Origin of the sequence: Phaeobacter sp. BS52 (assembly GCF_045040595.1) — a bacterium.
Classification (GTDB): domain Bacteria; phylum Pseudomonadota; class Alphaproteobacteria; order Rhodobacterales; family Rhodobacteraceae; genus Phaeobacter; species Phaeobacter piscinae.
In genome coordinates, this window is the sequence record NZ_CP090662.1 from 3,544,507 (window position 1) to 3,570,806 (window position 26,300).

At 62.7% G+C, this 26,300-nt stretch carries 15 protein-coding genes and 7 pseudogenes; 9 read left to right on the forward strand and 13 right to left on the reverse strand.

All coding sequences use genetic code 11. From position 1 onward, the window contains the following. Positions 1-15: 15 nt before the first annotated feature. On the reverse strand, positions 16-1,083 hold the full coding sequence (locus L0Z65_RS17280) for an NAD(P)/FAD-dependent oxidoreductase (RefSeq protein ID WP_405109507.1): 1,068 nt from the start codon (positions 1,081-1,083) through the stop codon (positions 16-18). 58 nt (positions 1,084-1,141) lie between these two features. Between L0Z65_RS17280 and mnmD the strand changes: the two genes are divergently transcribed. Both mnmD and L0Z65_RS17290 read left to right on the forward strand, forming a co-directional pair. Beyond that, complete coding sequence (gene mnmD, locus L0Z65_RS17285) at positions 1,142-1,840, forward strand: tRNA (5-methylaminomethyl-2-thiouridine)(34)-methyltransferase MnmD (RefSeq protein ID WP_405109510.1); 699 nt, start codon at positions 1,142-1,144, stop codon at positions 1,838-1,840. A gap of 92 nt (positions 1,841-1,932) precedes the next feature. Further along, positions 1,933-2,762: pseudogene (locus L0Z65_RS17290) on the forward strand (DMT family transporter). Here the strand turns inward: L0Z65_RS17290 and L0Z65_RS17295 are convergent. Beyond that, on the reverse strand, positions 2,736-4,694 hold the full coding sequence (locus L0Z65_RS17295) for a lytic transglycosylase domain-containing protein (protein ID WP_405109513.1): 1,959 nt from the start codon (positions 4,692-4,694) through the stop codon (positions 2,736-2,738). The pseudogene L0Z65_RS17290 and the gene L0Z65_RS17295 sit on opposite strands and share 27 nt — an antisense overlap. A 141-nt stretch (positions 4,695-4,835) precedes the next feature. Between L0Z65_RS17295 and dapA the strand changes: the two genes are divergently transcribed. After that, a complete protein-coding gene (gene dapA / locus L0Z65_RS17300) occupies positions 4,836-5,708 on the forward strand; it encodes a 4-hydroxy-tetrahydrodipicolinate synthase (protein WP_014881062.1) in 873 nt (290 codons plus the stop codon). A gap of 367 nt (positions 5,709-6,075) precedes the next feature. On the opposite strand, the gene sigJ is transcribed toward dapA, so the two are convergent. The 6 genes and pseudogenes from sigJ to L0Z65_RS17330 form a co-directional block, all read right to left on the reverse strand. Then, entirely contained in the window at positions 6,076-6,957 is an 882-nt protein-coding gene (gene sigJ, locus L0Z65_RS17305) for an RNA polymerase sigma factor SigJ (protein ID WP_405109516.1), read from the reverse strand. Further along, complete coding sequence (locus tag L0Z65_RS17310; protein ID WP_405109519.1) at positions 6,954-7,424, reverse strand: carboxymuconolactone decarboxylase family protein; 471 nt, start codon at positions 7,422-7,424, stop codon at positions 6,954-6,956. Before L0Z65_RS17310 ends, sigJ begins: the two co-directional genes overlap by 4 nt. 145 nt (positions 7,425-7,569) lie before the next feature. Continuing rightward, positions 7,570-8,457, reverse strand: coding sequence for a dimethyl sulfoxide reductase anchor subunit family protein (locus L0Z65_RS17315; RefSeq protein ID WP_405109522.1), 888 nt, complete (start codon positions 8,455-8,457; stop codon positions 7,570-7,572). Beyond that, a pseudogene (locus L0Z65_RS17320) lies at positions 8,457-9,250 on the reverse strand (4Fe-4S dicluster domain-containing protein). The gene L0Z65_RS17315 and the pseudogene L0Z65_RS17320 overlap by 1 nt, the downstream one beginning before the upstream one ends. 79 nt (positions 9,251-9,329) lie before the next feature. After that, a pseudogene (locus L0Z65_RS17325) lies at positions 9,330-12,171 on the reverse strand (molybdopterin oxidoreductase family protein). A 76-nt stretch (positions 12,172-12,247) separates the two neighbouring features. Next, on the reverse strand, positions 12,248-13,381 hold the full coding sequence (locus tag L0Z65_RS17330) for a citrate synthase (RefSeq protein ID WP_405109525.1): 1,134 nt from the start codon (positions 13,379-13,381) through the stop codon (positions 12,248-12,250). 32 nt (positions 13,382-13,413) lie between these two features. Here L0Z65_RS17330 and L0Z65_RS17335 point away from each other — a divergent pair, with 32 nt between their 5' ends. Further along, positions 13,414-14,265: a phosphate acyltransferase gene (locus L0Z65_RS17335; protein WP_405109528.1), complete on the forward strand. Its 852-nt coding sequence runs from the start codon at positions 13,414-13,416 to the stop codon at positions 14,263-14,265. Positions 14,266-14,302: 37 nt separating this feature from the next. On the opposite strand, the pseudogene L0Z65_RS17340 reads toward L0Z65_RS17335, so the two are convergent. From L0Z65_RS17340 to L0Z65_RS17355, 4 genes and pseudogenes are all read right to left on the reverse strand, one after another. Continuing rightward, positions 14,303-15,464 (reverse strand): annotated as a pseudogene (locus L0Z65_RS17340) (acetate/propionate family kinase). Then, on the reverse strand, positions 15,461-16,207 hold the full coding sequence (locus tag L0Z65_RS17345) for a TSUP family transporter (RefSeq protein WP_405109531.1): 747 nt from the start codon (positions 16,205-16,207) through the stop codon (positions 15,461-15,463). Before L0Z65_RS17345 ends, L0Z65_RS17340 begins: the two are co-directional and overlap by 4 nt. 5 nt (positions 16,208-16,212) lie before the next feature. Further along, positions 16,213-17,989 (reverse strand): annotated as a pseudogene (xsc, locus tag L0Z65_RS17350) (sulfoacetaldehyde acetyltransferase). 194 nt (positions 17,990-18,183) lie between these two features. Beyond that, positions 18,184-19,659 carry a PLP-dependent aminotransferase family protein gene (locus L0Z65_RS17355; protein WP_405109534.1) on the reverse strand — a complete coding sequence of 492 codons (1,476 nt, stop codon included), beginning with the start codon at positions 19,657-19,659 and terminating at the stop codon, positions 18,184-18,186. Positions 19,660-19,911: 252 nt separating this feature from the next. Between L0Z65_RS17355 and L0Z65_RS17360 the strand changes: the two genes are divergently transcribed. The 3 genes and pseudogenes from L0Z65_RS17360 to L0Z65_RS17370 all read left to right on the forward strand — a co-directional run bounded on the left by L0Z65_RS17360 (position 19,912) and on the right by L0Z65_RS17370 (position 22,263). Beyond that, positions 19,912-20,229, forward strand: coding sequence for an ArsR/SmtB family transcription factor (locus L0Z65_RS17360; protein ID WP_405109537.1), 318 nt, complete (start codon positions 19,912-19,914; stop codon positions 20,227-20,229). Then, positions 20,222-21,251 (forward strand): annotated as a pseudogene (locus L0Z65_RS17365) (permease). The gene L0Z65_RS17360 and the pseudogene L0Z65_RS17365 overlap by 8 nt, the downstream one beginning before the upstream one ends. Positions 21,252-21,507: 256 nt before the next feature. After that, the gene (locus tag L0Z65_RS17370; RefSeq protein ID WP_405109539.1) at positions 21,508-22,263 is read left to right on the forward strand and encodes an SDR family oxidoreductase; all 756 of its coding nucleotides are present in this window, start codon (positions 21,508-21,510) and stop codon (positions 22,261-22,263) included. Positions 22,264-22,345: 82 nt separating this feature from the next. Here L0Z65_RS17370 and L0Z65_RS17375 read toward each other — a convergent pair whose 3' ends face one another. Next, complete coding sequence (locus L0Z65_RS17375; protein ID WP_096789809.1) at positions 22,346-23,743, reverse strand: aspartate aminotransferase family protein; 1,398 nt, start codon at positions 23,741-23,743, stop codon at positions 22,346-22,348. Positions 23,744-24,002: 259 nt separating this feature from the next. Here L0Z65_RS17375 and L0Z65_RS17380 point away from each other — a divergent pair, with 259 nt between their 5' ends. Both L0Z65_RS17380 and L0Z65_RS17385 read left to right on the forward strand, forming a co-directional pair. After that, positions 24,003-24,809: a 3-keto-5-aminohexanoate cleavage protein gene (locus L0Z65_RS17380; RefSeq protein WP_405109542.1), complete on the forward strand. Its 807-nt coding sequence runs from the start codon at positions 24,003-24,005 to the stop codon at positions 24,807-24,809. After that, a pseudogene (locus L0Z65_RS17385) lies at positions 24,806-26,129 on the forward strand (aspartate aminotransferase family protein). Before L0Z65_RS17380 ends, L0Z65_RS17385 begins: the two are co-directional and overlap by 4 nt. Positions 26,130-26,300: the final 171 nt, after the last annotated feature.

A 26,300-nucleotide genomic window follows, 5' to 3' on the forward strand; every position in this document is an offset into this window, starting at 1 on the left:
CCCCTGGTCTGTCATTCAGAAGTTATCTTCGACCCGGAAACCTTCGGGGATATCATCCCGCCCGTCCAGCAGAAGGTCGGCCATGGTCTCGGCCACCTTGGGCGCCATGCCAAAGCCGATCTTGAAACCACCGTTGGCGATGAAATGACCGCGCCGATCCGGCCAGCCCCCCAGCATCGGCGCGCGGGAGCGGGCACGGGGCCGCACCCCGGCCCAACGTTCGATCACCTCAGCCCCGTGCAGCACCGGCAGGGCAGCCCGCGCCCGGTCGATCACCTCGTCCAGCTGCGCATCGGTGCTGGCGGGATCTTCAAACTCGCGCTCGCTGGTGGAGCCAATCGCCAATGTCCCATCCGCATGGGGAATGATGTGCAGCCCATCCGCATAAAGCTGTGGCACCTCCGGGCCTTCGGCAAAGCGCAGGAGTGCGGCCTGACCCTTCACCCCATTGCCCACTATCTTGCCTGCCGCCGGGCCGTCGCGACCTGTCAGCATCCGGTTCAGCTCCAGCAATCCGGCATAACCCATGGCATGGACCACCAGCCCCTGATCGGGCGCCTCTGCCTGCACCGTGATCCCCATGACCGCCAGCCCTGCCACCAGCGCAGCACAGGCGCGGCGGGGATGCATCCGGGCGCTCAGCGTGTCGTGAATGACAAAACCGGTGGCGCTGGGCGGCACCCATGGCCCCATCTCAGAGACCGGGCAGACGCGCCATTCGGCATCGCCCTTCCAGTAGGTCTGCGCAGTCCCTACGCGGGCACGGGCCAGATCCAACGTGCGTTGATCCTGGATCGGTTGCAGCCGTCCGGTGCGACCATAACCGGGAGAGACCCCGCCGGTGGCCTCGACCTCGGCCCAGAACGCGTTGGCCATCAGCAGGCTTTCCAACTGGTACTGCTTCTTTGGGTTCCAGTTCTCCGGCACATGCGGGGCCAGCGCGCCGACCAGCCCGCCGCTGGAGTCAGCGCCCGCCCCAAAGGGATCAATCACCTGCACCGATGCGCCGCGTCGCGCACAGGTCCAGGCGATGGACAGCCCAAAGATCCCGGCGCCCCGGACGGTGATATCTGCCATTGCCATTTTCGCACCCTTTCGCCAGTGTCGCGCCGTTCCACCGCATCATTTAGGGGATAATAGCATGGCAGACCAGCAGGCGCGGCTCAGCTGGCGGGATGGCAGCATTCCGGTATCCGATCAGTTCGACGACCCCTATTTCTCCATCCACGATGGGCTGGCCGAGACCGGGCATGTGTTTCTGGACGGCAATGATCTGGCCACCCGCTTTGCCAGCGCGGCAGAGGCGGGGACCGACTTTCACATTGCCGAGCTGGGCTTTGGCACCGGTCTGAACCTGCTGGCGGCCTGGCGCGCCTGGGAGACGGCGCAGGAGGGCTGCGCCGCACCATCGGTGCTGCATTTCACCAGTTTCGAGGCCTTCCCGATGGCGGTGGAGGATATGGCCCGCGCGCTGGAAGCCTTTCCCGAGGTGGCGCCCTGGGCCGAACGGTTTCTGGCGGTCTGGGAGGGCGCCGGGGCGTGCGATCTGGGCAATTTGCGCGTCAATGTCATCACCGGCGACGCCCGCGTGTCGCTGCCGGAGTGGACAGGCAAGGCGGATGCCTGGTTTCTGGATGGGTTTTCACCGGCCAAGAACCCGGAGCTGTGGCAGGAGGACCTGCTGGGCGAGGTCGCCCGCCACACCGCAACCGGCGGCAGCGCGGCGACCTATACGGCGGCAGGATTTGTCCGCCGTGGGTTGGAGGCCGCCGGATTTGAGGTTTCCCGCACGCCCGGTTTCGGGCGCAAGCGGCATATGACAAAGGCACAATTGCGATGACCATGCGCCCCGATGCGAAGATCCTGGAGCCTCATCCGCCCCGGATCACGCCGATCACCCAGAAGAACAACGTCACCGCCGGTGTGCTTTTGATGATTGCTGCAACGGTGGTCTTTGCCATGCAAGACGGGATCTCGCGGCATCTGGCGGGACAGTACAACACCTTCATGGTGATCATGGTGCGTTACTGGTTCTTTGCGCTGTTTGTGATCGCGCTTGCGGCGCGCGCGCCGGGGGGATCCGGGCAACGGCGCGCACCGACCAGCTGGGGTTGCAGATCTTTCGTGGGGTGCTGCTGGTCGCGGAAATCTGCGTTGCCGTCTATGCCTTTACCGTGCTGGGACTGGTCGAAAGCGTCGCAGTCTTCATCTGCTACCCGCTCTTGGTTGCGGCTCTTAGCGGGCCGGTGCTGGGGGAGCAGGTGGGATGGCGGCGGTGGGCGGCGATTTCGGTGGGGTTGATTGGCGTGCTGATCATCCTGCAACCCGGTATCGGCGTCTTTGATCCGCTGGCGATCATCCCGTTTATCTCGGCGCTGATGTTTGCGCTTTATGGCCTGATCACCCGCTATGCGGCGCGGCGTGACAGCACAGCGACCAGTTTCTTCTGGACCGGTGTTGCGGGCATGGTGGCGATGACCCTGGTGGGCATGTGGTACTGGGAGCCGATGAGCCAGGGCGACTGGATGTGGATGGGCGTCCTTTGCCTCACCGGTGTGACCGGGCATTGGCTGCTGATCAAATGCTACGAGATGGCCGAGGCCAGCGCAGTGCAGCCCTTTGCCTATTTCCACCTGATCTGGGCGGCGGCGCTTGGGGTGATTGTTTTCGGCGAGGTGATCCGCACCAATGTCGCCATCGGTGCGTCCATCATCGTGGCGGCGGGCCTGTTCACCCTATGGCGCGAACGCGTGAAGGGTTGAGCCAGCGAGCTCCTGCGAGAAGGGCACCGGCAGCGGCGTCTTGCCAAGGCGGGCGCGATAGACTGGCAGGCTTTCGGTGACGCGCATCACATAGTTGCGCGTCTCGTTGAAGGGGATGTGTTCGATCCAGTCGACAATCCCCGGCGTGCCGTCACGCGGATCGCCATAGCGCTCCATCCAGGCCTTGGGGCGATGTGGGCCTGCGTTATAACCTGCCGCCATCATCACCACATTGCCGTTAAAATCACCCGCCAGATCGGCAAGGTAGTTGCTGCCTAGAAGGGCGTTATAGGACCAGTCGGAGATCAGCCGTCCCGTTGTGTGATTGGCCTGAATACCCATGTTTGAGGCGACCAGCTTGGCGGTGGCGGGCATCACCTGCATCAGCCCCCGCGCGCCCGCATGGCTGATCACGATGGGATCAAATTCGCTTTCTCGCCGGGCAATGGCGAGGGTCATTTCGCGTGCCATCGGCAGGTCCCTCTGCGCGACGGGATGCAGCGGGAAATAAGCCGCCTCCAGCTCTTCGCCCTTTTGAGCGGCGCGCTTGGCGATCATCACCGCCAGATGCGGCTCTTCCATGGCGACGGCCATCTCCCCCAGCTGGCGCGCCTCGATCGGGCCGAGCCCCTCCACCAGATGGGTAAGGAAGCGTTCCGCCAGCGGCAGATCGCCTGCCTGCAACAGCAACAGCCCGGCCTCCGCCACGGTGGAGTTCAAAAACCCAGCCGCGCGCCAGTCAGGCAGCTGCGGCGGGGTGATGAGGTCTGGATCAAAGGGACGGCCCAGAACCTCTGCCGCCAGCAACCCGTAGAAGGATGTCTGATAATCGGCAGCCTTGGCATAGGCGGCATGGGCTTTCTCGATATCGCCATGGGCACCATAGGCCTGACCCAGCCAATAGCCGCCACGACCCACCGAAATCGGGCTTTCGACGGAGGCAAGGAACCGTTCAAAGTGATAGGCGGCGAGTTCCGGATCGTTCAGCTTGCGCAGGGCGATATAGCCTGCCAGCCATTCGCAATCGGAATAGCCATAGCCTGCGTCCTCCGGCGCGAAGTGATGCGCGGCCAGCTGGTAGGCGCGTTCGTGATTGCCGTCGCGCATGTCCTGCCGCGCCAGATCGCGGCGACGGCGCAGCCATTTGGCTGGCTCGCCCAGTTTTTCGGCGGTGGTGCTTCGATCCATCATCAGGGTGATGGCATCCTCCTGCCGCCGCTTGCGGTCGCGCCAGGCAAAGCGGTCATAGGCCAGGCCCGCGTTATCCTTCAGCGCGTCGGGGACGGCGGCGATCTTGCCATCCACACCCGGCTCCACCTCCTGTAGCGCCAGTCGGGCCTCTGCCAGCCTGCGCTGATCGGCGCTGACCAGCGGCAACATCCGCCGTGCGCTGACCTTGTGACCGTCCCACAGCAGCCGGTTCAGTCGGGCTGCGTGATGGGGGCCCAGAAGTTTGGCGTGGCGTTTCAGATAATCGTCCTGAATGACCGACCCCATGGGCATGGTGCGCCAGGCCAGAACCAGCTCTGCCTCGCCTTCGCCTTTCTGCCCGGCTGCGATCAGCGCGCGGCCATAGCTCAGCGCGCCTTCGGCCGTCTGCGGAGGGGTGTCTTTGTAGAAGGCAAGGATGGTCTTACGCCCGGCCTCGGCAATCTGTGGCTCATTCTTGCGCCGCAGCAGCGCCAGCCCCGGCCAGTCAGACCGCCGCGCCAGAAACGCTATCACATCGGAAGCCGATCCCATCCCGGCGCGCAGCCGGTGCCATTCGATCACATCGCGGGCGACGGTGGCTTCATGGTCGGCACTTCGCCCGGCCTCGCTCCATTTTTCCGAGCGCATCAGCTCCAGCGCGCGACCAAGGTCCACGGCCATGGCAGCGGTGCCGCTCACAGTGGCGGAAATGAGGGCAATAAGGGCCAGAATGCGTGTCATCTCTTGCATTTTCCAACGTTCCGGGGATAGAGCCAATGACGATAATCCGTGACCTGCCGGTATCAACTCAAATCCCCGGCATGTCCATCACTCAAGCCGGTGCAATTCTGCGCCCGCACGAACAGCAAAGGGAGCGTGCCCATGTTCAAAGGCTCTATGCCAGCCCTCGTCACCCCGTTTTCCAACGGCGAGCTGGATCTGGATACGCTCAAACGGTTGGTCGAGTGGCACATTGATCAAGGCTCTACGGCGCTGGTCCCGGTGGGCACCACCGGTGAAAGCCCGACGCTGACCCATGAAGAGCATGAGACCGTCATTGCCGAAGTGGTGAAAATCGCGGCAGGCCGGGTGCCGGTGATTGCCGGGGCCGGATCCAACAACACGGTTGAGGGCAAGCGGTTCGTGCAATTCGCCGCCGAGGTTGGCGCCGATGCCGCGCTGGTGGTGACGCCCTATTACAACAAGCCGACCCAGCGCGGATTGATCGCGCATTTCACCGAGCTGCATAACTGCGCCGATATTCCGATTGTGATCTACAATATTCCCGGTCGCTCGGTCATCGACATGACCCCTGCCACCATGGGCGAACTGGCCAAGCTGGAGCGTATCATTGGTGTGAAAGACGCAACCGGCGATATCGCCCGCGTGTCCCAGCAGCGCGCCTCTTGCGGTGCGGATTTCATCCAGCTGTCTGGCGAGGATGCCACCGCGCTGGGCTTCAACGCCCATGGTGGGGTTGGCTGCATTTCGGTCACTGCAAACGTCGCGCCGAAGCTCTGCGCGGAGTTCCAGGCGGCGACGCTGGCCGGTGATTACGCATTGGCGTTGGAGTATCAGGACAAGCTGATGCCGCTGCATGAGGCGATCTTCATTGAGCCGGGTCTGGCGGGGGCGAAATACGGCCTGTCGAAACTGGGCCTGTGCAGCGAGGAGGTGCGTCTGCCGCTGACCGGTCTGGAAGACAGCACCAAGGCGGCAATCGACGCCGCCATGGCGCACGCAGGTCTGCTGTAAGCGCAGCACAGCGATCATAGACACGTCATCTCAGGCCGGGACGCTGCTGCGTTCCGGTCTGTTTCGTTTTGGCTGTCTTCTGTCTCTAACCGGCAGTTTAGGGTCACATGCCTACGGTCAGACTTGGTGGAAATAAAAAGGCGGCGCCGCCCCGGTGAAGGTCCCGGGAATGGCTGGAAATTGCGGGGCGCGTCACTGCCCCGGTGCGAAACTGTTTTGCACAAACCCGATGGCAGAGTTGCCCTTTGGGTCGGTTTCCATGGTGTCCGGGGTCGTAAAGCCCGGACGTGATCGCGATCCACAACAGAATAGGGCCGTCAGATGTATCAGCGGTAAGCAGGGCGTGCGCTGCCTGGGCAACGGCAGATCACCCCAGCACAGATGCCAGATGCCGCGTTTTGTCCGGGTTGCGGGTGACATAGATGCGGGTGATCCGGCCCGCGCGAATATCCAGCGAGGTGGCTTGCAGAATGCCATCTTCACCGCGGCTCACAATCGCAGGCAGGCCATTGAGCTGACACAGGCGCCAGTGATCTGGCGCTGTGTGATGGGCTTTGCGGGCAAGCCCGGCCAGCAGCCGCAGCACCTTGTCGCGTCCATAGATCGGATTGAGTGCCGCCATCGCCTTGCCGCCGCCATCGGAGATCAGCTGCACATCTTCGCTCAGCAACCGGGTGAGGGCGGTCATATCCCCGGTTTTGGAGGCCCGAAAGAACGCTTCGGTCAGCGCCTCGCCTTGGTCTGGGCGGCTGGGGGCCTCCGGTCGCAAGGCCTGCACCTTGCGGCGCGCGCGGGTGGCCAGTTGGCGGCAAGCCTCGGGCGTGCGGTTCAGCGCGGAGGCCACGTCGCTATAAGAGCTGTCAAAGATATCATGCAGAAGGAAGGCCGCGCGTTCCAGCGGGGAGAGGGCGTCCAGCGCCAGCAGAAGCGCAACCGAAACGTCATGATCCAGCAGCTCGGTGGCCTCATCAGTTAGCACGGGCTCTGGCAACCACTCGCCGGGGTAGGTCTCGCGCCGTTTGCGGGCTGATTTCAACTGATCGAGACAGAGCCGCGTGGTGATCCGCATCAGGTACCCGGTCGGGTCCAGAACCTCCCCCTTGGGGGCCGACTGCCAGCGCAGATAGGCGTCCTGCAGGATATCTTCGGCATCGGTCACGCTGCCCAGCATCCGGTAGGCGGCCGCAAACAATCGCGGCCGCGCTGTCAGAAACGCATCGGTTCCTGTGTCTTTGGTCTGTGCTGTCACGCCGCGTTGGCCCCTGTTGTGCTCTCGCTCACAGGGTGGGCGCTGCGAAAGCCGATTGCAATGCGGTTCCAGCTGTTGATGGCGCCAATCAGCAGCGTCAGCAGCACCTGTTCGCGCGGCTCAAACAGCTCTGCCACGGCGTCATAGTCGGCATCGGGTGCGGCGGTGGCCTCCACCCGTGTCAGCGCCTCGCACCACGCCAACGCCGCGCGTTCGCGGGGCGTGTAAAGCGGCGATTCGCGCCAGGCGTTCAGCAGATGCATCCGGTCCTCGCTCTCGCCATGGGCGCGCATCTCATGGGTGTGCATATGGATGCAGAAGGCGCAGCCGTTGATCTGGGAGGCCCGCAGTTTCACCAGTTCCACCACACTGAATTCCAAGGTGCTGTTTTTGAACAGGGCTTCCTGCTCCATCATCGGTTTGAACAGATCCCCGGCGACAGAGAAATAATCGAGACGTTGCGACATCATTTGGTCCTTTCTGATGGGTTCAGAAACAGGACGAGGCAGCGGGCGGGTTTGTGACATGGCCGGTGGGATTTTTTGAAAAAAGATGTGGCCCACGAAAAAGGGCGCCGCTGGGGCGCCCTGATCCTCGTGGGTTTGGGATGGCTCAACGCTTGCCGTAATACAGCCCGACCACATGTTCGGCCTGGGCAAAGAACAGCCAGCGGGAAACCGCGATCCCTGCGATGTGCAGCAGTACGGCGACGCCTGCGAGCAGGTGTTTGAGCATTAGCCCCTCAACCGGCAGGATGAGGCAGATCAAGGGCAGCGCAAAGCCTGAGGCAAAGGCGATCACCCGCAGTTTCTGCGCATGTTTGCGCCCGACCACATGCACAAATTCACGCAACAGGTAGTTGGAGCCGGTATGGGGCGGTTCAAACGCACGCACTGTGCCGCGATCGCCAAGGCCGGTGGCGGTGCCCATATCGGTGCCAGAGGTGGCAAAGGCCTGATCGCCCTTGGCCCAATAGGCCAGTTGCACCGAACCTGCGATGGCCAGCAACCAGGGCGCCAACGCCTCCGCCCCGGCCAGCAGTGACCCGCCCGCAAGACTGAAGGACAGGAACATCACCGGCGTCAGCGACATGTTCCAGCGCGGAATGGTCTTCAGCTGGGTGTAGATCATCGAGGTCGTGAAGACGGTCGCCAGAGACAGCGCCGCGCCGATCCAGCCGAGTACCCACCAATGGGTGTCCAGAAACACCGCGCCAAAGGCAAAGAGCCCCATCACAATGAGGGCCGCAACGGCGCAGATGCCTTCGCGGCTGAGCCAGCTGGTTTTCCACTGGCTAAAGGCGCGCCAGGCCCGTTCCGGCCTGCCAAGGTGAAAGGTCGAAGCCAGAAGCCCGCCCACCGCAAAACCAAAGGCGATGGCATAGAACACAAAGGCGACCCAGCCCGTCACCTCAGGCTTGCCGAGGCCAAGGAAGGCCAGAAGGCCAAAGCCGAGACCAGAGAGGGTGGTGAAGAGGATAACAGAAGGTGCGGGATGCATCAGTTCGTCTCCTCTGCGGAATGGCCGGGAAGTTTGTCGAGCGCCTTGTCCAGCCAGCCGAGGAAGCCTTTGGGCTCCTCTGCGACGGGGGCCAGCAGCGGGGCCAGAATGTCGATCTGATCCTCGATCTGATCCTTGGGGCGGGGGGGCAGGTATTTGTTCACAGGCTTGGTGCCCATTTCCGGCATCAGGTCCATGCCGCCGCGCTCTGCCACCAGTTTGGAGACATCGCTGTCAGGATCCCCAAGATCGCCAAAGTGGCGCGCGCCTGCCGGGCAGGTCCGCACGCAGGAGGGGACCGATCTACCTCTTCGAGGTTCTCATTGTAGATCCGGTCCACACAGAGCGTGCATTTCTTCATCACCCCTTCGGCCAGATCCAACTCGCGGGCGCCATAGGGGCAGGACCAGGCACAAAGGCCACAGCCGATGCAGTTGGACTCATTGACCAGAACGATACCGTCCTCCACCCGCTTGTAGCTGGCGCCGGTGGGGCAGACGGTGACGCAGGGGGCGTCTTCGCAATGCAGGCAGGATTTCGGGAAATGCACCAGCTGGGCCGCCGGGTTGGGCTGGCTGGCACAGGGGGATGGCTGCACCTCATAGGAATGCACGCGGTTGAGGAAGGTGCCCGAGGGATCAGCGCCATAGGCATTCTGATCTGATAGCGGCGCGCCATAGTTTTCGGTGTTCCAGCCCTTGCAGGAAATCACACAGGCATGGCAGCCGACACAGGTATCCAGGTCAATGACCAGCCCCATCTTGCGGTCGGTCTTGGTGGGAAGCTCGGTCATTGCATACCCTCGGTGCAAGTTGCGGAACCAGGAAAACACCCATTTTCCTGGCAATTTTCTTGGAAGAAAATTGGATTGATCATTTGCCCACCTTCCATGCCAGGTCCCTGGGACCGGTGCCAACGGGTGAGGTTTGAGGCTCCATAACAGGTTGGCTTTCGTCCAGATCCTGCGGCGCGGCGGCTTTTTCGATCTTTACCTTCAGATCGAACCACGCGGCCTGACCGGTGATCGGGTCGGAATTGGCCCAGCGAAGCCCGTCGCCCTTCGGTGGCAGCAACTCGTGGATCAGATGATTCAGCAGGAAGCCTTTGGTGGCTTCCGGCGCGTTTTCTTCCAGCGCCCAGGCTCCCTTGCGCTTGCCGATGGCGTTCCAGGTCCAGACGGTGTTTTCATTGAGCGCCGCCATCTCCATCACTGGCACGGTGATTTCACCATGGGGGGAGGTGACCCTGGCCCAGTCGCCATCGCTGAGGTGGTTTTCGCGCATCAGCTTGGTCGGCACATAAAGCGGATTGCGGCCGTGGATCTGGCGCAGCCAGGCGTTCTGCGTGCCCCAGGAGTGATACATCGCCATGGGGCGCTGGGTGAGGGCGTTGACGGTGAAGCCGTCGTTGCCCTGCTGATCGGTTTCATACCAGATCGGCAGCGGGTCCATCGTCTCTTTGATGCGGTCGCGTAGGTGCTCGGGCGGCTGGCGCTCACCGTGGCCTTCAGCGGCCAGCTGGAACTTGCGCAGGGGCTCCACATAAAGCTGGAACAGATAGGGCTGTGGGCTGTCAAAGAGGCCGAGATTCACCGCCCAGTCCTGATAGGCCATGTTCCAGGGTTTGAAATAGCTGGCCTCTGCCGGGATGTGCTCAACAAAGAAACCGCCGTTTTCGATGTATTTATCCAGCTGTTCGGGGTTCACCTCACCCCGGCCAACCTTGCTGCCGTCCTCGCCCCGAAACCCTGCCAGCGGGCCGATGCCGGGTTTGCGTTCGTGGTTCACGATATAGTCGGCGTAGTCCTGCCATTTCGCTGTGCCGTCTTCATGGGTGAAGCCGGGCAGTTTCATCTTATTGGCCAGCTGCACCAGCACGGTCTGGAAACCCCGCACATCGCGGTCGGGTTCAACCACCGGCCAGCGGATCGCATCCGCCGCGCCGTCGGCCTCACAGATGGGACGGTCGAGCAGGGAGATACAGTCGTGGCGTTCCAGATAGGTGGTGTCGGGCAGGATCAGATCCGCATAGGCCACCATTTCCGATGAATAGGCGTCAGAATAGATGATCCGGGGGATCACATAATCGCCGTTGTCGTCGGTGTCGGTGAGCATCTCCATCACGCCGCGCGTGTTCATGGAGGAGTTCCACGACATATTCGCCATATACATGAACAGCGTGTCGATCTTGTAGGGATCGCCGGCATGGGCGTTGGAAATCACCATATGCATCAGCCCGTGGCTGGACATCGGGTTTTCCCAGGTGAAGGCCTTGTCGATGCGCGCCGGGCTGCCGTCGGTCTTCAGTGCCAGATGTTCCGGCCCGTGCACGAAGCCCAGATGCGGGCCGTCCAGCGGTTTGTTCGGGGTGACGCGGCAATGGGGGGCGGGATGCGCCTCTACCGGTTTGGGGTAGGGCGGTTTGAAGCGGAAGCCGCCGGGCGCCTCCACCGTGCCCAGAAGTATCTGCAACACATGCAGCGCGCGGCAGGTCTGGAAGCCGTTGGCATGGGCCGAGACACCGCGCATGGAGTGCATGGCGACCGGGCGACCCTTCATGGTTTTATGGGTCTCACCGCGGAAATCGGTCCATTCCTGATCCAGCTCGAATGCCTCGTCAAAGGCGACGCGGGCCAGCTCGGCGGCGATGGCGCGGATGCGCTTGGCGGAGACGCCGCAACGCTCGGCCACGGCTTCGGGGGCGTAGTCGTCGCTGAGATAGCGCTGGGCCATCAGTTGGAAGACGGACACATGGGTGATGCCATTGAGTTCAAACGAGCCGCCCAGATCGGGGCGCACGCCATGCATGTCATAGGGCGCGAGCTGGCCGGTCTTGCGGTTGATCACCAGAGGCGCGCCATGGTCATCGCGCAGGAACAGGCCGTAATCGGCGCTATCTGGATCCTGATTGACCAGCACCGGCGCGTTGGTGAACTGGCTGAGGTACTCCAGATCAATCTTGCCCGCCTTCATCAGCACATGCACCAGCGCCAGGATGAACAGACCGTCGGTGCCCGGCGTGATGCCGACCCAATCGTCAGCCACAGCGTTGTAGCCGGAGCGGATTGGATTAACGCCAATGACCCGCGCGCCGCGCGCCTTGATCTTGCCAATGCCCATCTTGATGGGGTTGCTGTCGTGGTCCTCGGCGACGCCAAACAACATGAACAGCTTGGTGTGATCCCAGTCGGGCTGGCCGAATTCCCAGAACGCGCCGCCCATCGTGTAGATGCTGAGCGGTCGCCATATTGACCGAGCAGAACCCGCCGTGGGCTGCATAGTTGCAGGTGCCGAAGTTCTGCGCCCAGAAACTGGTGAAGCTCTGGGATTGGTCGCGCCCGGTAAAGAACGCCAGCTTTTCCGGGTTATCCTCGCGGATGGGTTCCAGCCAGCCAGCGGCAATGTCCAGCGCCTCGTCCCAGGAGATTTCCTCGAACTTGCCGGAGCCGCGGGGGCCGACGCGTTTCATCGGCGCGCGCAGACGTGACGGCGCGTTGTGTTGCATGATCCCGGCAGAGCCTTTGGCGCAGAGCACGCCCTTGTTCACCGGATGATCGCGGTTGCCCTCGATATAGGCGACTTTCTTTTGGCCATCCTCATCCGTTTTCATGTGGACGTTGATGCCGCAGCGGCAGGCGCACATGTAGCAGGTGGTCTGGCGGATCTCGTCCGACACGGGCGGCGAGGTGTCTAGCTGGGGCTGGGTATGTGCCATGGTGTCCCTGTTCGGTGATGCGCCGGGCCTGCATGGGCCGGGCGGCGTTATGTGCTGTGGCGCGGAGTGGGTGCGATCAGCGCGCGTTTAGTGGAATATAGGCGCGGGGTTCCGGCCCGTTGTAAAGGGTCAGGGGGCGGATCAGGATATTGCCGCGCTGCTGTTCGATGCATTGGATGATCCAGCCGGGCATCCGGCCGATGGCAAAGATCGGCACGTAGAGATCCATCGCGATGCCGTGCAGCTGGTAGATCACGCCGGAGTAGAAATCGACATTCACGTTCAGGCCGTGGCGCGCATAGGGCTGCATGGCCTCCACCACGGCTTGCAGGATTTCATACCACTCCGGCGCGCCCATTTCTGCGCCCAACTGGCGCACGCCTTCGCGCATGTGGCGCGCGCGGGGGTCTTCCTTGCGGTAGACGCGGTGGCCAAATCCGGTCACGGCCTCCTTGGCGGCGCGCTTGGCCTTCACATAGGCGGCGGCTTTGTCCGGCGTGCCGATCTCATGCACCATTTTCATCACGTCCTCGGCGGCACCGCCGTGGGCTGGACCCGCAAGGGTGGAGAGCGCGGTGACGATGCCGCCGTGGAGGTTGGTTTCGGTCCCGATGGTGACGCGCGCGGCAAAGCTTGAGGCGTTGGCACCATGTTCGGCGTGCAGGATGAAATCGACATCCGCGAGCCGGGTGGCCTCTGGCGTGGGCTTCTCGCCCTTCAGCATCCAGAGCCAGTTGCCCGCATGGCTGAGGGTCATGTCGGGGGCCACAACCTCGCGGCCATTTCGGATCGCGTCATGGGCGGCGATGATGATCGGCACCTGCGAGATCAGCCGAATGCCATTGGCGACAAAAGCGTCTTCGCCCACCTTCTGGCTGTCTGGTTCAAGCGCGGCGAGGGCAGAGACGGCAGTGCGCAGCACATCCATCGGGTGGCCATCCTTGGTGGCGCGGATGATATCCAGCACCGGGGCAGGCAACACGCGGGCGGCTTTCAGTGCGGTGTCAAATTCTGCGAGCTGATCCGCATCGGGCAATTCGCCATGGATCAGCAGGTAGCAGACCTCCTCAAAGGTGGAATGCGTGGCCAGATCGTGAATGGAATAGCCGCGATAACTCAGCTCACCCTTGGCGCCATCAATGTCGGAAACCCCGGAGCGTTCGAAGTAGATCCCCTTGAGGCCGCGGTTGATCTTGACGTTATCGCTCATTGCTGGCTCCTTTCCCCGCAAGGGAGAACAAAATGACTGTACTTGAAAACGCATATGCGCTGGCTCGGGATCGCAGGGCACGGGTGGTGTTTCCCGAGATGGACGACCCCAGAGTGGCGGCTGCGGTAGACCAGCTGACCCGTGAGGGGCTGGTGGAGGCTGTGCCTTTGGCGCCGGTGTCTGCGGCGCATGTGGATGTCTTGGTGGCGGCGCGCGGTATGAAGGAAGGCATCGCCAAACGCATGCTCTCCAAACCCCTGTACCGCGCGGCGGCGATGGTGGCTGCGGGCGAGGCGGACGCGATGGTGGCGGGCGCGGATGTACCCACGCGCCGGGTGATTGAGGCGGCCAGCATCGGCATCGGGCTGGATGCGGGGGTCAGCACCGCGTCGTCGTTTTTCCTGATGCTGTTTCCGGATGGGCGCGAATTGGTGTTTGCCGATTGCGCGGTCAACGTGGCGCCGGATGCGGCGCAACTGGCGGATATCGCACGGGCCTCTGCACGGTCGGCAGAGGCGCTACTGGGGTCAGCACGGGTTGCGATGCTGTCGTTTTCCACCGGCACCTCGGGCGATGGTGACAGTGTGGCGCTGGTGCGCGCGGCGGCAGAGGCGAGCGGATTTGCAGGTCCGGTGCAGGCGGATGCGGCGCTGAATCCTGCGATTGCCGAGAAGAAAGGCATCGCGCCGGTTAAGGCCAATGTGCTGATCTTCCCGACGCTGAATGCGGGCAATATCGGATATAAGCTCTGCCAAGAATTGGGCGGCGCGCAGGCGCTGGGGCCGTTCTTGCAGGGCTTTGCCAAGCCGGTCTGCGATCTGAGCCGAGGCGCCTCGGTCGAGGACATCGTGGCGGCGACGGTCCTGACGGTGGCGCAGATCTGATCTTGCTGAAGGTGTGACAGGCGGACGGGGGCGGCGATCATGACGCCCCCATCAGGGTCTGGGCGTCCATCGCGATCTGGCGCTCTTCCTCAGCCTCAATTACCCAGATCGCCACCTTGGAGCTGCTCGGCATGCAGGCGCGCCTTGCGGGCGTGGTTGGCATCCACATCCATACGCGCGCCGATCCATTCCAGACCGCGCAGAATACGGGCGCGCACACCCACCGCGTTCTCGCCGATGCCACCGGTGAAGGCGATGGCATCCAGACCTTCCATCGCGGCAATCAGGCTGCCTGCGTGACGCAGGCTCCAATAGCAGAAATGCTCGATGGCAAAGGCGCTGTCGGCGCTGGGGTCCAGCATCAGGTTGCGCATGTCGGATTTGCCGCCCGACAACCCCAATAGCCCGCTTTCGTTGTTGAGGATCGCCTTGGTGCGCTCCAGCCCGTTGTCTTCGACCAGGCGCAGCACCGCATTGGCGTCAATGCCGCCCGACCGGGTGCCCATGGTCAGCCCATCCAGGGGCGAATAGCCCATTGTGGTGGCAACGGACTGGCCATTGCGGATCGCACAAAGCGAGGCGCCGTTGCCAAGGTGAAACGCCAAAATCCGTGATGGCAGCGGCGCGCCGGAAATCTCCGGCAGGCGCCGCACCAGAGAGGCGTAGGACAGACCGTGAAACCCGTAGCGGCGGATGCCCTTGGTCTCTTCCACGCGGGGGATCGCGTAGCGGGTGGCGACCTCTGGATTGGTGGCGTGAAACGAGGTGTCAAAGCTGGCAAACTGCGGCAGCTCAGGCGCGGTGGCGGCCATTGTGTCAATTGCCGCGAGACTGTGCGGGTTGTGCAGCGGAGCCAGCGGCGTGCAGTCGGCGATTTCGGCCCGGATCTCGGGGGTGATGCGCACCGGTTTGGTCAGCTTTCGCCCGCCATGGACGACCCGGTGGCCCACAGCTGCGAGCCGCGACGGGTCAAGCCCATGCTCGGGCAGTGCCACCAGGATCGCGGCCAGCGCTTCGGCATGGGTGGGGAACTGGCTGTCGCTGCTACTGTCTGCGATGCGCAAACGTGATTGCGGCGTGCCGATCCCCTCGGCCAGACCCGCAATACGCTGGGTGAGATCCGCGTCGAAGATCGCGAACTTGATAGAAGAGGATCCTGCATTGAGGACCAGAATGTCGGTTTCAGCATATGAGGTCATAGCGCGGCCTTCACGATGTTGAGGGCCGCCAGTGCCGCCAAGAGCGTCACGACATAGCGGCGGAACAAATCCGGCGCGGCGAGCGCAAAGCCGCGAGAGCCGACCCAAACACCTGCACCAAGGATGGGAAAGGCGAGGATCACCCCCCAAAGCGTGTCCGGGCCAGTGAGCCCATGGGCGGACATGACCGGCAGGGCCATCAGGTCGATGCCCGTCAGAAACACGATCATAGTGGCGCGAAACACCGCAGGCGGAATCGGCTGGGCTGTCATGGAGGCGGCGGCGGGCAGGCCGCCCACGCCGGCGCTATTGGCCATGCCGGAGGCCATGCCAACGGCGACATGCCCGGCGGTCCCAATGGGGCGCGCGAGGCGCCAACCGCTGAGCAACAGGAGGCTGAGGCCAAGGATCAGCACGGAAATCACCAGCCGCGCCTGATCCGGGCCAAGGCGGGCCATCACGGCGACGGCAGGCAAAGTGGCAACAGCAGCACCAGCCAAGAGAGCCAGGGATCTGCGCCAGTCGATATGGGGGCGAATGCCGCGCGCCTGAAAGGCGGTCATCGCAATCTCGCAGGCAAAGACCACTGGGATCAGCGGCAGCGGATTTGTGACGAGAGCGGCGAGAATGATGAAGATCGCGGAAAAGCCAAAGCCCGAATATCCGCGGATAAAGGCCGCCGCAAATAATGCGGCGGCCAGAAAGGCGCCCGCGCCCATTGAGAGATCAAAAGGCAGGGGCATAGGCGTCAGACCTGCTGCTCGCGCATGTCGGCCTTGTCGATGCCTGCTACGCGGACCGGCTTCTTCATGGCGTCACGGCGGAACGGCTCACCCAGTTCCTGGTTGATCATGGCTTCGATCAGGGTGGTCTTGCCGTTTTTCTGGTCCTCGATGGCCTGCGCAAGTGCGGTGGTCAGCTCATCCATGGTACGGGCCACAACACCGTTGAGACCACAGGCGCTGGCAATGCCTGCATAAGAAACCTGCTCGTCCAGTTCGGTGCCGACGAAGTTGTCATCGAACCACAGGGTGGAGTTCCGCTTTTCCGCGCCCCACTGGTAGTTGCGGAACACGATATGGGTGATCGCGGGCCATTCACCGCGGCCAATCGCCGTCAGCTCGGTCACCGCGATGCCGAAGGCACCATCGCCGGAGAAGCCCACGACCGGGGTGTCCGGGCAGCCGATCTTGGCGCCGACAATGGCGGGCAGACCATAGCCACAGGGACCAAAAAGGCCGGGGGCCAGATATTTGCGCCCCTCGTCGAAGGATGGGTAAGCGTTGCCGATGGCGCAGTTGTTGCCGATGTCGGAGGAGATGATCGCCTCACGGGGGAGGGCCTGCTGGATGGCGCGCCACGCCATGCGGGGGCTCATCCATTCGGGTTTGTCGGCGCGGGCGCGTTCGTTCCAGGTGGTGCCCGGATCGTCGTCCTCATGGGTCATTTCGGTCAGCTGCTGCGCCCAGCGGGATTTGGTTTCCGAAATGCGGTTCTTACGCTCTGCGCGGCCTGTATCGCCTGCGGTGTCGCTCAGTTGGGAGAGGATCCCGGAGGCCACTTTGGCGGCGTCGCCGATGATGCCGACGGAGACTTTCTTGGTCAGGCCAATGCGATCCGGGTTGATGTCGACCTGAATGATCTTGGCATCGGCGGGCCAGTATTCCATGCCGTAGCCGGGCAGGGTGGAGAAAGGGTTCAGACGGGTGCCGAGGCAGAGAACGACGTCGGCGTCCTTGATCAGCTCCATCCCGGCCTTGGAGCCGTTGTAACCCAGTGGACCTGCAAACAGCGGGTGGTTGCCGGGGAAAGCGTCATTGTGCTGATAACCCACGCAGACCGGGGCATCCAGACGTTCGGCCAGTTCCTGCGACGCGGCGATGCCGCCCTTGGACAATACCACGCTCGGCGCCGTTCAGGATCACGGGGTTCTTGGCTTCGGACAGCAGTTTCGCCGCGTCGCTGACGGCGGTTTCGCCACCGGAAGGACGTTCAAATTCGACAATGGCGGGCAGTTCGATGTCGATGACCTGGGTCCACATGTCACGCGGAATGTTCAGCTGTGCAGGCGCCGATGCGCGCTTGGCGTTCATGATCACACGGTTCAGCACTTCGGCCACGCGGGAGGGGTCGCGGACCTCTTCCTGATAGGCGACGCAGTCGGCGAACATGCGCATCTGTTCCATTTCCTGGAAACCGCCCTGGCCAATGGTCTTGTTCGCAGCCTGAGGAGTGACCAGCAAGAGCGGGGTGTGGTTCCAGTAGGCGGTTTTGACGGCGGTCACGAAGTTGGTGATGCCGGGGCCGTTCTGGGCGATCATCATCGACATTTTGCCGGTGGCGCGGGTGTAGCCGTCGGCCATCATGCCGCCGGAGCCTTCGTGGGCGCAGTCCCAGAAGGTGATCCCTGCGTCGGGGAAGATGTCGGAAATCGGCATCATGGCCGAGCCGATGATGCCAAACGCATGTTGGATGCCGTGCATTTGCAGTGTTTTTACAAATGCTTCCTCGGTGGTCATTTTCATCGCGTATTCTCCTGATGAGACGCCAAAAGGGCTGAGCACAGAGGCCGGGATGAATCTGGTGTATTCCGCCGGGCAGAGCCGGGTTAGGGCCAGTTCCCGCCCCGGCTTAGTACCAGTATGCGATGGGGCGCGGAATGCTGCGGTGCGGCGCCAAGCAGACGGCCATGAGGCGGGCGCATCGCAGCTGTGGCAGGCTAGCCAGCCTTTGCACGACTGGGGCGCAGGGCCTCTGCGATGAGGGCCAGCCCGGGCGCGATCCGGTTGGACGGGATCGAAGAGTACCCCAAGCGGTAATAGTTCTGTTTGCGGTGTTCCGCCGCGAAGAAAGGCGCGCCGGGTTCGATCAGGACGCTCTTTGCCTTCAGCGATTGGGCGACCGCCGCAGTATCCACGCCCGCGTCGGCGTGCATCCACAGGGAGGAGCCGCCGTAGACCCCGACGCCTGCCACGCTAAGCCCGTGATGGGTCACCGCCTCTTCGATCACGCAGCGGCGATCATGCAGAACCTTGGCCATGCGGCGGATCTGGGCATCGTAGTGGCCCAGCGACAGGAAATAGGCCACGGTGCGCTGCACATGGCCGGGCGGATGGCGCAGCACATTGGCGCGCAGGGCGCGGGCCTGCCGGATGAAGGGTTCGGACCCCACCAGATAGCCAAGGCGCAGGCCGGGGAAGAGCGATTTGGAGAAGCTGCCGACATAAACCACCCGGCCATCCGCATCGAGCGACTTCAGCGCCGGTGAGGGAGCGCCGAGGAAGGACATCTCGAATTCATAGTCATCCTCGACAATCACCGCATCAATATCGCGGGCGCGGTCCAGCAGCTGTTTGCGACGCGCCATCGGCATGGTGGCTGTGGTCGGGCTCTGGTGGCTGGGGGTGGTGAAAATGACATCGGTGTCCTCCCGGATGGTGTCGGGTGGCAGCCCGTCATGGTCCACCGGCAGGCAGTCGATCTCGCAGCCGCGATAGACCAGCTGATCGCGCAGGGTGTAATAGGTCGGATCCTCCAGCGCGGCCTTGCGTCCCGGTCCCAAGAGCAGCTGCGCCACCAGCCAGAGTGCGTTCTGCGCCCCAAGAGTGATCAGGATTTCCTCTGGCCGGGCAGAGATGCCGCGGCGGGGCAGGGTGTGGCGGGCGATATATTCCACCAGAAGCGGATCGTCCTGATCGAAGTAATCATTGGTGAGCGCGGCAAAATCCTTTTGCCCCAGCGCGCGCAGGGCACAGAGCCGCCAGTTGGCGTGGTCAAACAGCGAGGCATCCGCCTGCCCGTAGATGAACGGGAAGCGATAATCGCGCCAGTCCTGTGGTTTGCGGGGGGTGTCGCCGCCGCAGTAATTGCCGACGATGGCCGAGGCCCAGTCCACCGTATCCGCAGATTTCTGCGAAGGCGCGTAGCTGGGCGGCACCGGGGCGTTTTCGGAAACATAATACCCAGACCGTCCTTTGGAGATCAGGTAGTCATTGGCCAGAAGCTCTGTATAGGCCAGCGTTACGGTGATGCGGCTGATGCCCAGATGCGCGGCCAGCTTGCGCGAGGAAGGCAGTTTCTCGCCCACCCGCAAGCGGCCGGAGAGAATGCCCTCGGCAATCATTTCCTGGATCTGCGCCTGCAGGGTGCCTTGCGCATCGGGGTTCAGAAAGAAGGTGTCGACAGAGATGGCCATGCCTCACTGTAGGCTGGACATAAATGGGGTGCAATCTGGACTTAGTGCCAGTTTGGGGAAATCTGTGCCGCGTACTGGCTTGAGGTCGGTGGAACAGGCCGCTTTCACTCTCATCAATCCGGGCGGCAAGACGAATATGTTCATTTGCAGTTTGGATCACGTGCAACAGAGGTGCCTTGCACTTCCTCGTGATATCTATATAACTAGTTTTATCGAATAAATTGAGGTCAAGATGGGGCCAGGAGGTGCGTTATGGACTGGGAACAGGCGGCGGGTGGATTTGCGGCGATGGGGTCGGAGGCGCGGCTGGCGGTTTTGCGCTGTCTGGTGCGCGCGGGCGAAGGCGGGTTGATGGTGCAGGATATTCAGGCCCGCACGGGGATTGCGCCCTCCACATTGGCCCATCACCTGAAACTTCTGGCTGGAGCCGGGTTGATCCTGCAGCGCAAAGACGGTCGCAGCACCTATAACACGGCGGACTATGATCAGTTGCAACAACTGGCGGGGTTTATCCTCAGTGAGTGCTGTGCGGATGATGTCTCTATCCGGGAGGTGGCAAACGATGGCTGAGCTGACACAAAATCCACGCCCTGCAGGCCTGATTGCGCGGGGGATCAAAACGCCATGGGCGCTTTGTGTGGCGATCCTGCTGGCGGTGGCGGTGCTGGACCCCGGCAATCTGGCGGAGGTCATTCGGTTCGCCGGGGCGGCGCTGCTGCATACCGGGCGCTATATTCTCTTTGCGGTGCTGCTGCTTTCCTACCTCAAGGCGACAGGGGCCGAGGTGATGGTCGCGCGCGCTTTTGAAGGGCGGGAAGTGCGGATGATCTTTCTGGCAGCGGTCTTTGGCGGGCTGGCACCGTTTTGTTCCTGCGAGGTGATCCCGTTTATTGCCGGGCTGTTGGCGCTGGGCGCGCCGCTGTCTGCGGTGATGGCGTTCTGGCTGGCGTCTCCCCTGATTGATCCGCCGACGCTGCTGATCACGGCAGGGGCGCTCGGCTGGCCGTTTGCGATTGCCAAGGCGGTGGCGGCGGTGGCGCTTGGCCTGTTTGGTGGCTTTACCATCAAGGCATTGCGGGGGGCGGGCGCCTTTACCAGCCCGCTGCGGCAGGCGCCACGTTCCAGCTGCTGTGGCCGTGGTGCGCCGAAGGCCGAGGCGCCGGTCTGGGCCTTCTGGCGGGAGCCTGCACGGCGCAGCCAGTTCCGTCAGGAGTTCTTCAGCAATGGTCTGTTTTTGGTGAAATGGCTGACGCTGGCCTATGTGCTGGAGGCGCTGTTGGTGTCCTATGTGCTTAGCTGATTTGATTGCGACCCTGGTGGGTGGCGAGGGGATCCTGCCGATTGCTACGGCGGCGCTGGTGGGGATGCCTGCCTATCTCAACTCCTATGTGGCGCCGCCCTTGCTGGCGGGGCTGATGGAGCAGGGGATGAGCGCGGGAGCCGCGATGGCCTTCATGGTGGCGGGCGCAGTGAGTTCGATCCCGGCGATGGCGGCGGTCTGGTCGCTGGTGAAGCCGCAGGTCTTTGCCACCTATCTGGCGCTGGGGGTCACCGGCGCGATCCTGTCTGGGATCCTGTTTCAGATGGTCTGAGGAGCCGGGACTGGGCGGGATGCTTCCGTCCGGTGCGCGGCATCTGAGATGCCTGACACCCGTTGGGCCAAGCGCCGCGCATTTGCGCGGCGCTGTCGCGTCTGGGGCGGCGTTACCTGGCGGTCCGGGACCGGCGGCCTCCGCGACCCGTTTCCTGCGGGAAAGGGAAGAGCCTCCGCTGCAACCGCATGAAACGGGTCGAGTGCATGTCAGTGAGGCGATTAGCTCAGGGCGTCAACCAATGGAGGCTTTGATCATGGAACTAAAAGACAAGACACTTATCATCACCGGCGCAAGCAGTGGCATCGGTGCTGCGGCGGCGTTGTTGTTTGCGGCAGAAGGGGCGAATGTCGTGCTGGGTGCCCGGCGGCAGGCTGAGCTGCAAACCCTTGCGGGTCAGATAAATCAGAGCGGTGGACGGGCGGCCTGCCTGGCCGGGGACGTTACCGAGGAATCCTATTCAGAATCTTTGGTTGCCTTGGCGACAGAGGCGTTCGGCGGGCTGGACGGCGCCTTTAACAACGCGGGCATCATGGGTGACATGGGGCCGGTTGAGCAGATGGATGCCGCCAACTGGAACGCCGTCCTCACGGCAAACCTGACCGGCGCGTTTTTCTCGGCCAAGGCGCAGATCCCGGCTCTGCGCGCGCGCGGCGGTGGTGCGCTGGTGTTTACCGGATCCTTTGTTGGGTTCAGCAATGGCGGCATGCCTGGCATGGGGGCCTATGCGGCGTCTAAGGCGGGGTTGATCGGCCTGGTTCAGTCGCTGGCGTCCGATCTGGCTGCAGAGGGTATCCGGGCAAACGCGCTGCTGCCGGGCGGAACCAAAACCGCCATGGCGGGGGACGATCCGGACACACACAGTTTTATCGCAGGGTTGCACCCGATGAAACGGATGGCCGCGCCGGTGGAAATTGCCCAAGCTGCGCTGTTTCTTCTGTCGGACCGGTCCAGTTTCGTGACCGGCGGTCCGGTGGCGGTGGATGGCGGAATCGCGGTGCGGCTTGTCTGAGCCCGACCGGGCCAACTGTCTCAACAAGAAAGCGCCCCGGACATACCGGGGCGCAATTCGTTCCTCCAACAGGGGAAATGTATCAGCCAAACACTTTGGTCAGGGCCACATCCACCGCGTCGGTGATCTTGTCCACGTCTTCGGGGGTCACGATCAGCGCAGGGCTGAAGCAGAGGGTGTTGTTCTTGCCCGGAATGGAGCGGTTGGTGACGCCGATTATGACGTTCTGATTGCCACATTCGGCCACAACCGCCTGTGCCAGTTTCTCGTCCACCGGCTCCTTCGTTTCGCGGTCCGCAACCAGCTCGGCGCCGAGGAACAGACCCTTGCCGCGCACATCGCCGATGACCTGATGTTTCTCCATCAGCGCCTCGAGGTTGGATTTCATCCGCTCCCCCATGGCGACGCAGTTCTCAAGGAGGTTCTCATCCTCGATGATCTGCATATTGACGAGCGCGGCGGCGGGGCCTGCGGTGCAGCCGCCAAAGGTGGAGATGTCGCGGAAGTAGTTCATCGGATCACTGGCGTCATCCTTGAACATGTCAAAGACCGCTTCGGTGGTGACGAGGCAGGCAATTGCGGCATAACCCGAGGCTACGCCTTTGGCCATGGTCACGAAGTCGGGCTCGATGCCGTAGTGCTGGTAGCCAAACCAGGTGCCGGTGCGGCCGACGCCACAGACCACTTCGTCGATGTGCAACAGGATGTCGTATTGTTTGCAGATTTCCTGCACACGCGGCCAGTAGCCTTCGGGCGCCTCGATAACACCACCACCTGCGGTCACCGGCTCAAGGCAGAGCGCGCCAACGGTATCGGGGCCTTCGCGCAGGATGACCTCTTCGATCTGATTGGCGGCGGCGATGCCGAACTCCTTGCCGGAGAGATGCTCCAGACCCAGCTCGTGCTTGCGGTATTCCATGCAGTGAGGAACCTTCACGAAATCAGGTGCGAAGGGGCCATATTGCATATTACGCTCTTCCTGGCCGCCTGCGGACATCGCTGCGAGGGTGGAGCCGTGGTAGTCTCGGTCGCGGTACAGGATCTTGGTTTTCTTGCCGCCATATTTCTTATGCGCGATCTGGCGCACCATCTTGAAGGCTTTCTCATTCGCCTCAGATCCGGAATTGTTGTAGTAGACCCGGCTCATGCCGGGCATCTTCTCAATCAGCTTTTCGGCAAACAACGCACCGGGGATCGAGCCTGCGGATTGCGCGAAATAACAGAGCTTCATCAGCTGGTCATAGACCGCCTTGGCGATTTCCTCGCGGCCATAGCCGACATTGACGGTCCAGACCCCGCCGGAAACGGCGTCGAGCCATTCCTTGCCGTTCTGGTCCCAGACCCGCATGCCTTTGCCCTCGACGATGATGCGGGGGTCGTTTTCTTCAAAAGGCTTGTGCTGGATCAGATGATGCCAGACGTTGGCCTTGTCTGCGGCGATGACCCGGCTCAGGTCGTTTTCATTGAACGTGCCATCCATGACATGCCCTTTCCACGTTGTTCGAAAATGCGGTCTGCCATGGATTGGCTGGCCAGACTCGCCCTGTATCCACGAAACGCTAAATTTACGTTTTGCTCTAGGTCCAGTTGCCGACGCAATTTAGCTCCAGACGCGGAGCGAGCGGGGAGATGTGGTGAAAAACATATGTTCTGGATTTGCCGGATTGAGAACATGCGCCGTTATGCGCCAAACCGGTGCAGCCGATAGACCGGCGCAGTGACACAGGCGGAGCGACGCGGTGACGACATATCATTTGATGGTGGCCCCCAATGGGGCGCGGCGACGGCAGGCGGATCATCCGGGTCTGCCGTTGCGCACGGCGGAAATTGCTGCCACGGCAGCCGCCTGCCAACGGGCCGGGGCGGATGCGCTGCATCTGCACGTGCGCGATCGGGACGGCGGCCATTCCCTGGATGCGGGGCGCTACCGCGCGGCGATGGCGGCGGTGGCTGAGGCGGCGCCGGGCATGGCGATCCAGATCACCACCGAGAGTGCGGGTATGTTTGATGTGGCGGATCAGCTGGCCTGTCTGGAGGCGCTGCGCCCGGCGGCGGCCTCGGTCTCAGTCCGGGAAATGGCGCGGGACTGGACATTGGCCGCGCGGGCCTATGCGATCTGCACGGAGGCAGGAACCGAGGTGCAGCATATCCTGTATGGTCCTGACTGTATTGCGGCGTTGCGTCAGGCCTATGCGCGGGGGGATATTCCGGCGCAGATGCGGTCGGCTATTTTTGTGCTGGGCCAATATGCGCCGCCGCGTTTGGCTGAGGCGTCCGAGCTGCGCGTGTTTCTTGAGGCAACTGCGGATCTGGATCTGGACTGGGGGCTCTGCGCCTTTGGCCAGCAGGAACACGCCTGCCTGCTGGCGGGGCTGGAGGCAGGGGGGCGGCTGCGGATCGGGTTTGAAAACAATACCCAAGCTGCGGATGGATCGGAGTATCCTGACAACGCAGCCTCAGTTGCCGAGTTTGTCGCATTGGCGCGCGCGGCGGGGCATCGCCCGTTTGTGATGTCTGTTTCCGAGGATAAAGGAGCCCAGATATGAGCCATGTTTTTCCCCGCCACACCAAGGCCAATCTGCCCACTGCCGTCGCAGGGGACGGTTGCTATCTGATTGATGCCAATGGCAAACGCTACTTTGATGGCTCTGGCGGGGCGGCGGTGTCCTGTCTGGGGCATTCCGATGCCGGAGTGATTGCTGCAGTGCAGGAGCAAGTCGGCAAACTGGCCTTTGCCCATACCGGCTTTATGACGTCGGAACCAGCAGAGGCGCTGGCGGATCTGCTGATTTCACAGGCGCCTGGGGATCTGGATCGGGTCTATTTCGTGTCTGGCGGGTCTGAGGCGACCGAGGCGGCGATCAAGCTGGCGCGGCAATACCATCTGGAATGCGGTGACACCGCGCGACGCCATGTGATCGCCCGGCGGCAAAGCTATCATGGCAACACGCTTGGCGCCCTTGCAGCGGGCGGCAACGCATGGCGACGGCAGCAGTTTGCGCCGCTGCTGATTGATATTTCCCACATAGCGCCCTGCTATGAATATGTCGATCGGGGCGACGGCGAAAGCAGCTACGACTATGGTCAGCGCGTCGCCAATGAGTTGGAGGCGGAGATTCTGCGGCTTGGGCCTGAAACGGTCATGGCCTTCATGGCGGAGCCTGTGGTCGGGGCCACATCCGGCGCGGTGCCCGCGGTTGAGGGGTATTTCAAACGCATCCGCGAGATCTGCGACCAATACGGCGTGTTGCTCATTCTGGATGAGGTGATGTGCGGCATGGGGCGCACCGGGCATCTGTTTGCCTGCGAGGCGGACGGTGTGGCGCCGGATATCCTGTGCATCGCCAAGGGGTTGGGGGCTGGTTATCAGCCGATTGGTGCGATGCTGTGCAGTCGCCAGATCTATGAGGCGATTGAAGGCGGCAGCGGGTTTTTCCAGCATGGCCACACCTATATCGGCCACCCGGTGGCGACGGCGGCGGGGCTGGCGGTGGTGCGGTCGCTGCTGGATCGCGGTCTGGTACAGCGCAGTGCCGAGATGGGCGAGAAGCTGCACGCAGCACTGGTCGCGCGGTTTGGCGCACACCCGCATGTCGGCGATCTGCGCGGGCGGGGGCTGTTCCGTGGGATCGAACTGGTGGCAGACCGCGAGAGCAAAACGCCGTTTGATCCCGGCCTCGGTGTTGCTTAGCAAGCTGAAAAAGGCGGCGTTTGAGGCCGGGATGATCTGCTATCCGATGGCGGGCACGCGGGATGGGCGGAATGGCGATCATATCTTGCTGGCACCGCCCTTTATCCTCAGTGAAGATCAGATCGGCGAGATCACAGACAAGCTGGTGATCGCCTTCGCTCAGGTGCTGCCCTAAGGCTGCTGGTGGCGGGGGTGGTCGGCGAGATGTTGCGGACTGGTAGATCATCCCATCGGGGTGTCGTCCCGTGTTTGAGATTTTGATCGGCTATGTGCTTTTGTGTGGTGTCATTTGATGAACAATTGGACCAATTTATGCAATAAATGAGTGAATATTCACTGGTCCTGC

Coding starts and splice junctions, on each gene's coding strand:
- L0Z65_RS17345 (WP_405109531.1), bottom strand. CDS start 16,207: ATGCCCCTGCCTTTTGATCTCTCAATGGGCGCGGGCGCCTTTCTGGCC.
- L0Z65_RS17315 (WP_405109522.1), bottom strand. CDS start 8,457: ATGCATCCCGCACCTTCTGTTATCCTCTTCACCACCCTCTCTGGTCTC.
- L0Z65_RS17280 (WP_405109507.1), bottom strand. CDS start 1,083: ATGGCAATGGCAGATATCACCGTCCGGGGCGCCGGGATCTTTGGGCTG.
- mnmD (WP_405109510.1), top strand. CDS start 1,142: ATGGCAGACCAGCAGGCGCGGCTCAGCTGGCGGGATGGCAGCATTCCG.
- L0Z65_RS17295 (WP_405109513.1), bottom strand. CDS start 4,694: ATGACACGCATTCTGGCCCTTATTGCCCTCATTTCCGCCACTGTGAGC.
- L0Z65_RS17355 (WP_405109534.1), bottom strand. CDS start 19,659: ATGGCCATCTCTGTCGACACCTTCTTTCTGAACCCCGATGCGCAAGGC.
- L0Z65_RS17375 (WP_096789809.1), bottom strand. CDS start 23,743: ATGGATGGCACGTTCAATGAAAACGACCTGAGCCGGGTCATCGCCGCA.
- L0Z65_RS17370 (WP_405109539.1), top strand. CDS start 21,508: ATGGAACTAAAAGACAAGACACTTATCATCACCGGCGCAAGCAGTGGC.
- L0Z65_RS17360 (WP_405109537.1), top strand. CDS start 19,912: ATGGACTGGGAACAGGCGGCGGGTGGATTTGCGGCGATGGGGTCGGAG.
- L0Z65_RS17335 (WP_405109528.1), top strand. CDS start 13,414: ATGACTGTACTTGAAAACGCATATGCGCTGGCTCGGGATCGCAGGGCA.
- L0Z65_RS17310 (WP_405109519.1), bottom strand. CDS start 7,424: ATGTCGCAACGTCTCGATTATTTCTCTGTCGCCGGGGATCTGTTCAAA.
- dapA (WP_014881062.1), top strand. CDS start 4,836: ATGTTCAAAGGCTCTATGCCAGCCCTCGTCACCCCGTTTTCCAACGGC.
- L0Z65_RS17330 (WP_405109525.1), bottom strand. CDS start 13,381: ATGAGCGATAACGTCAAGATCAACCGCGGCCTCAAGGGGATCTACTTC.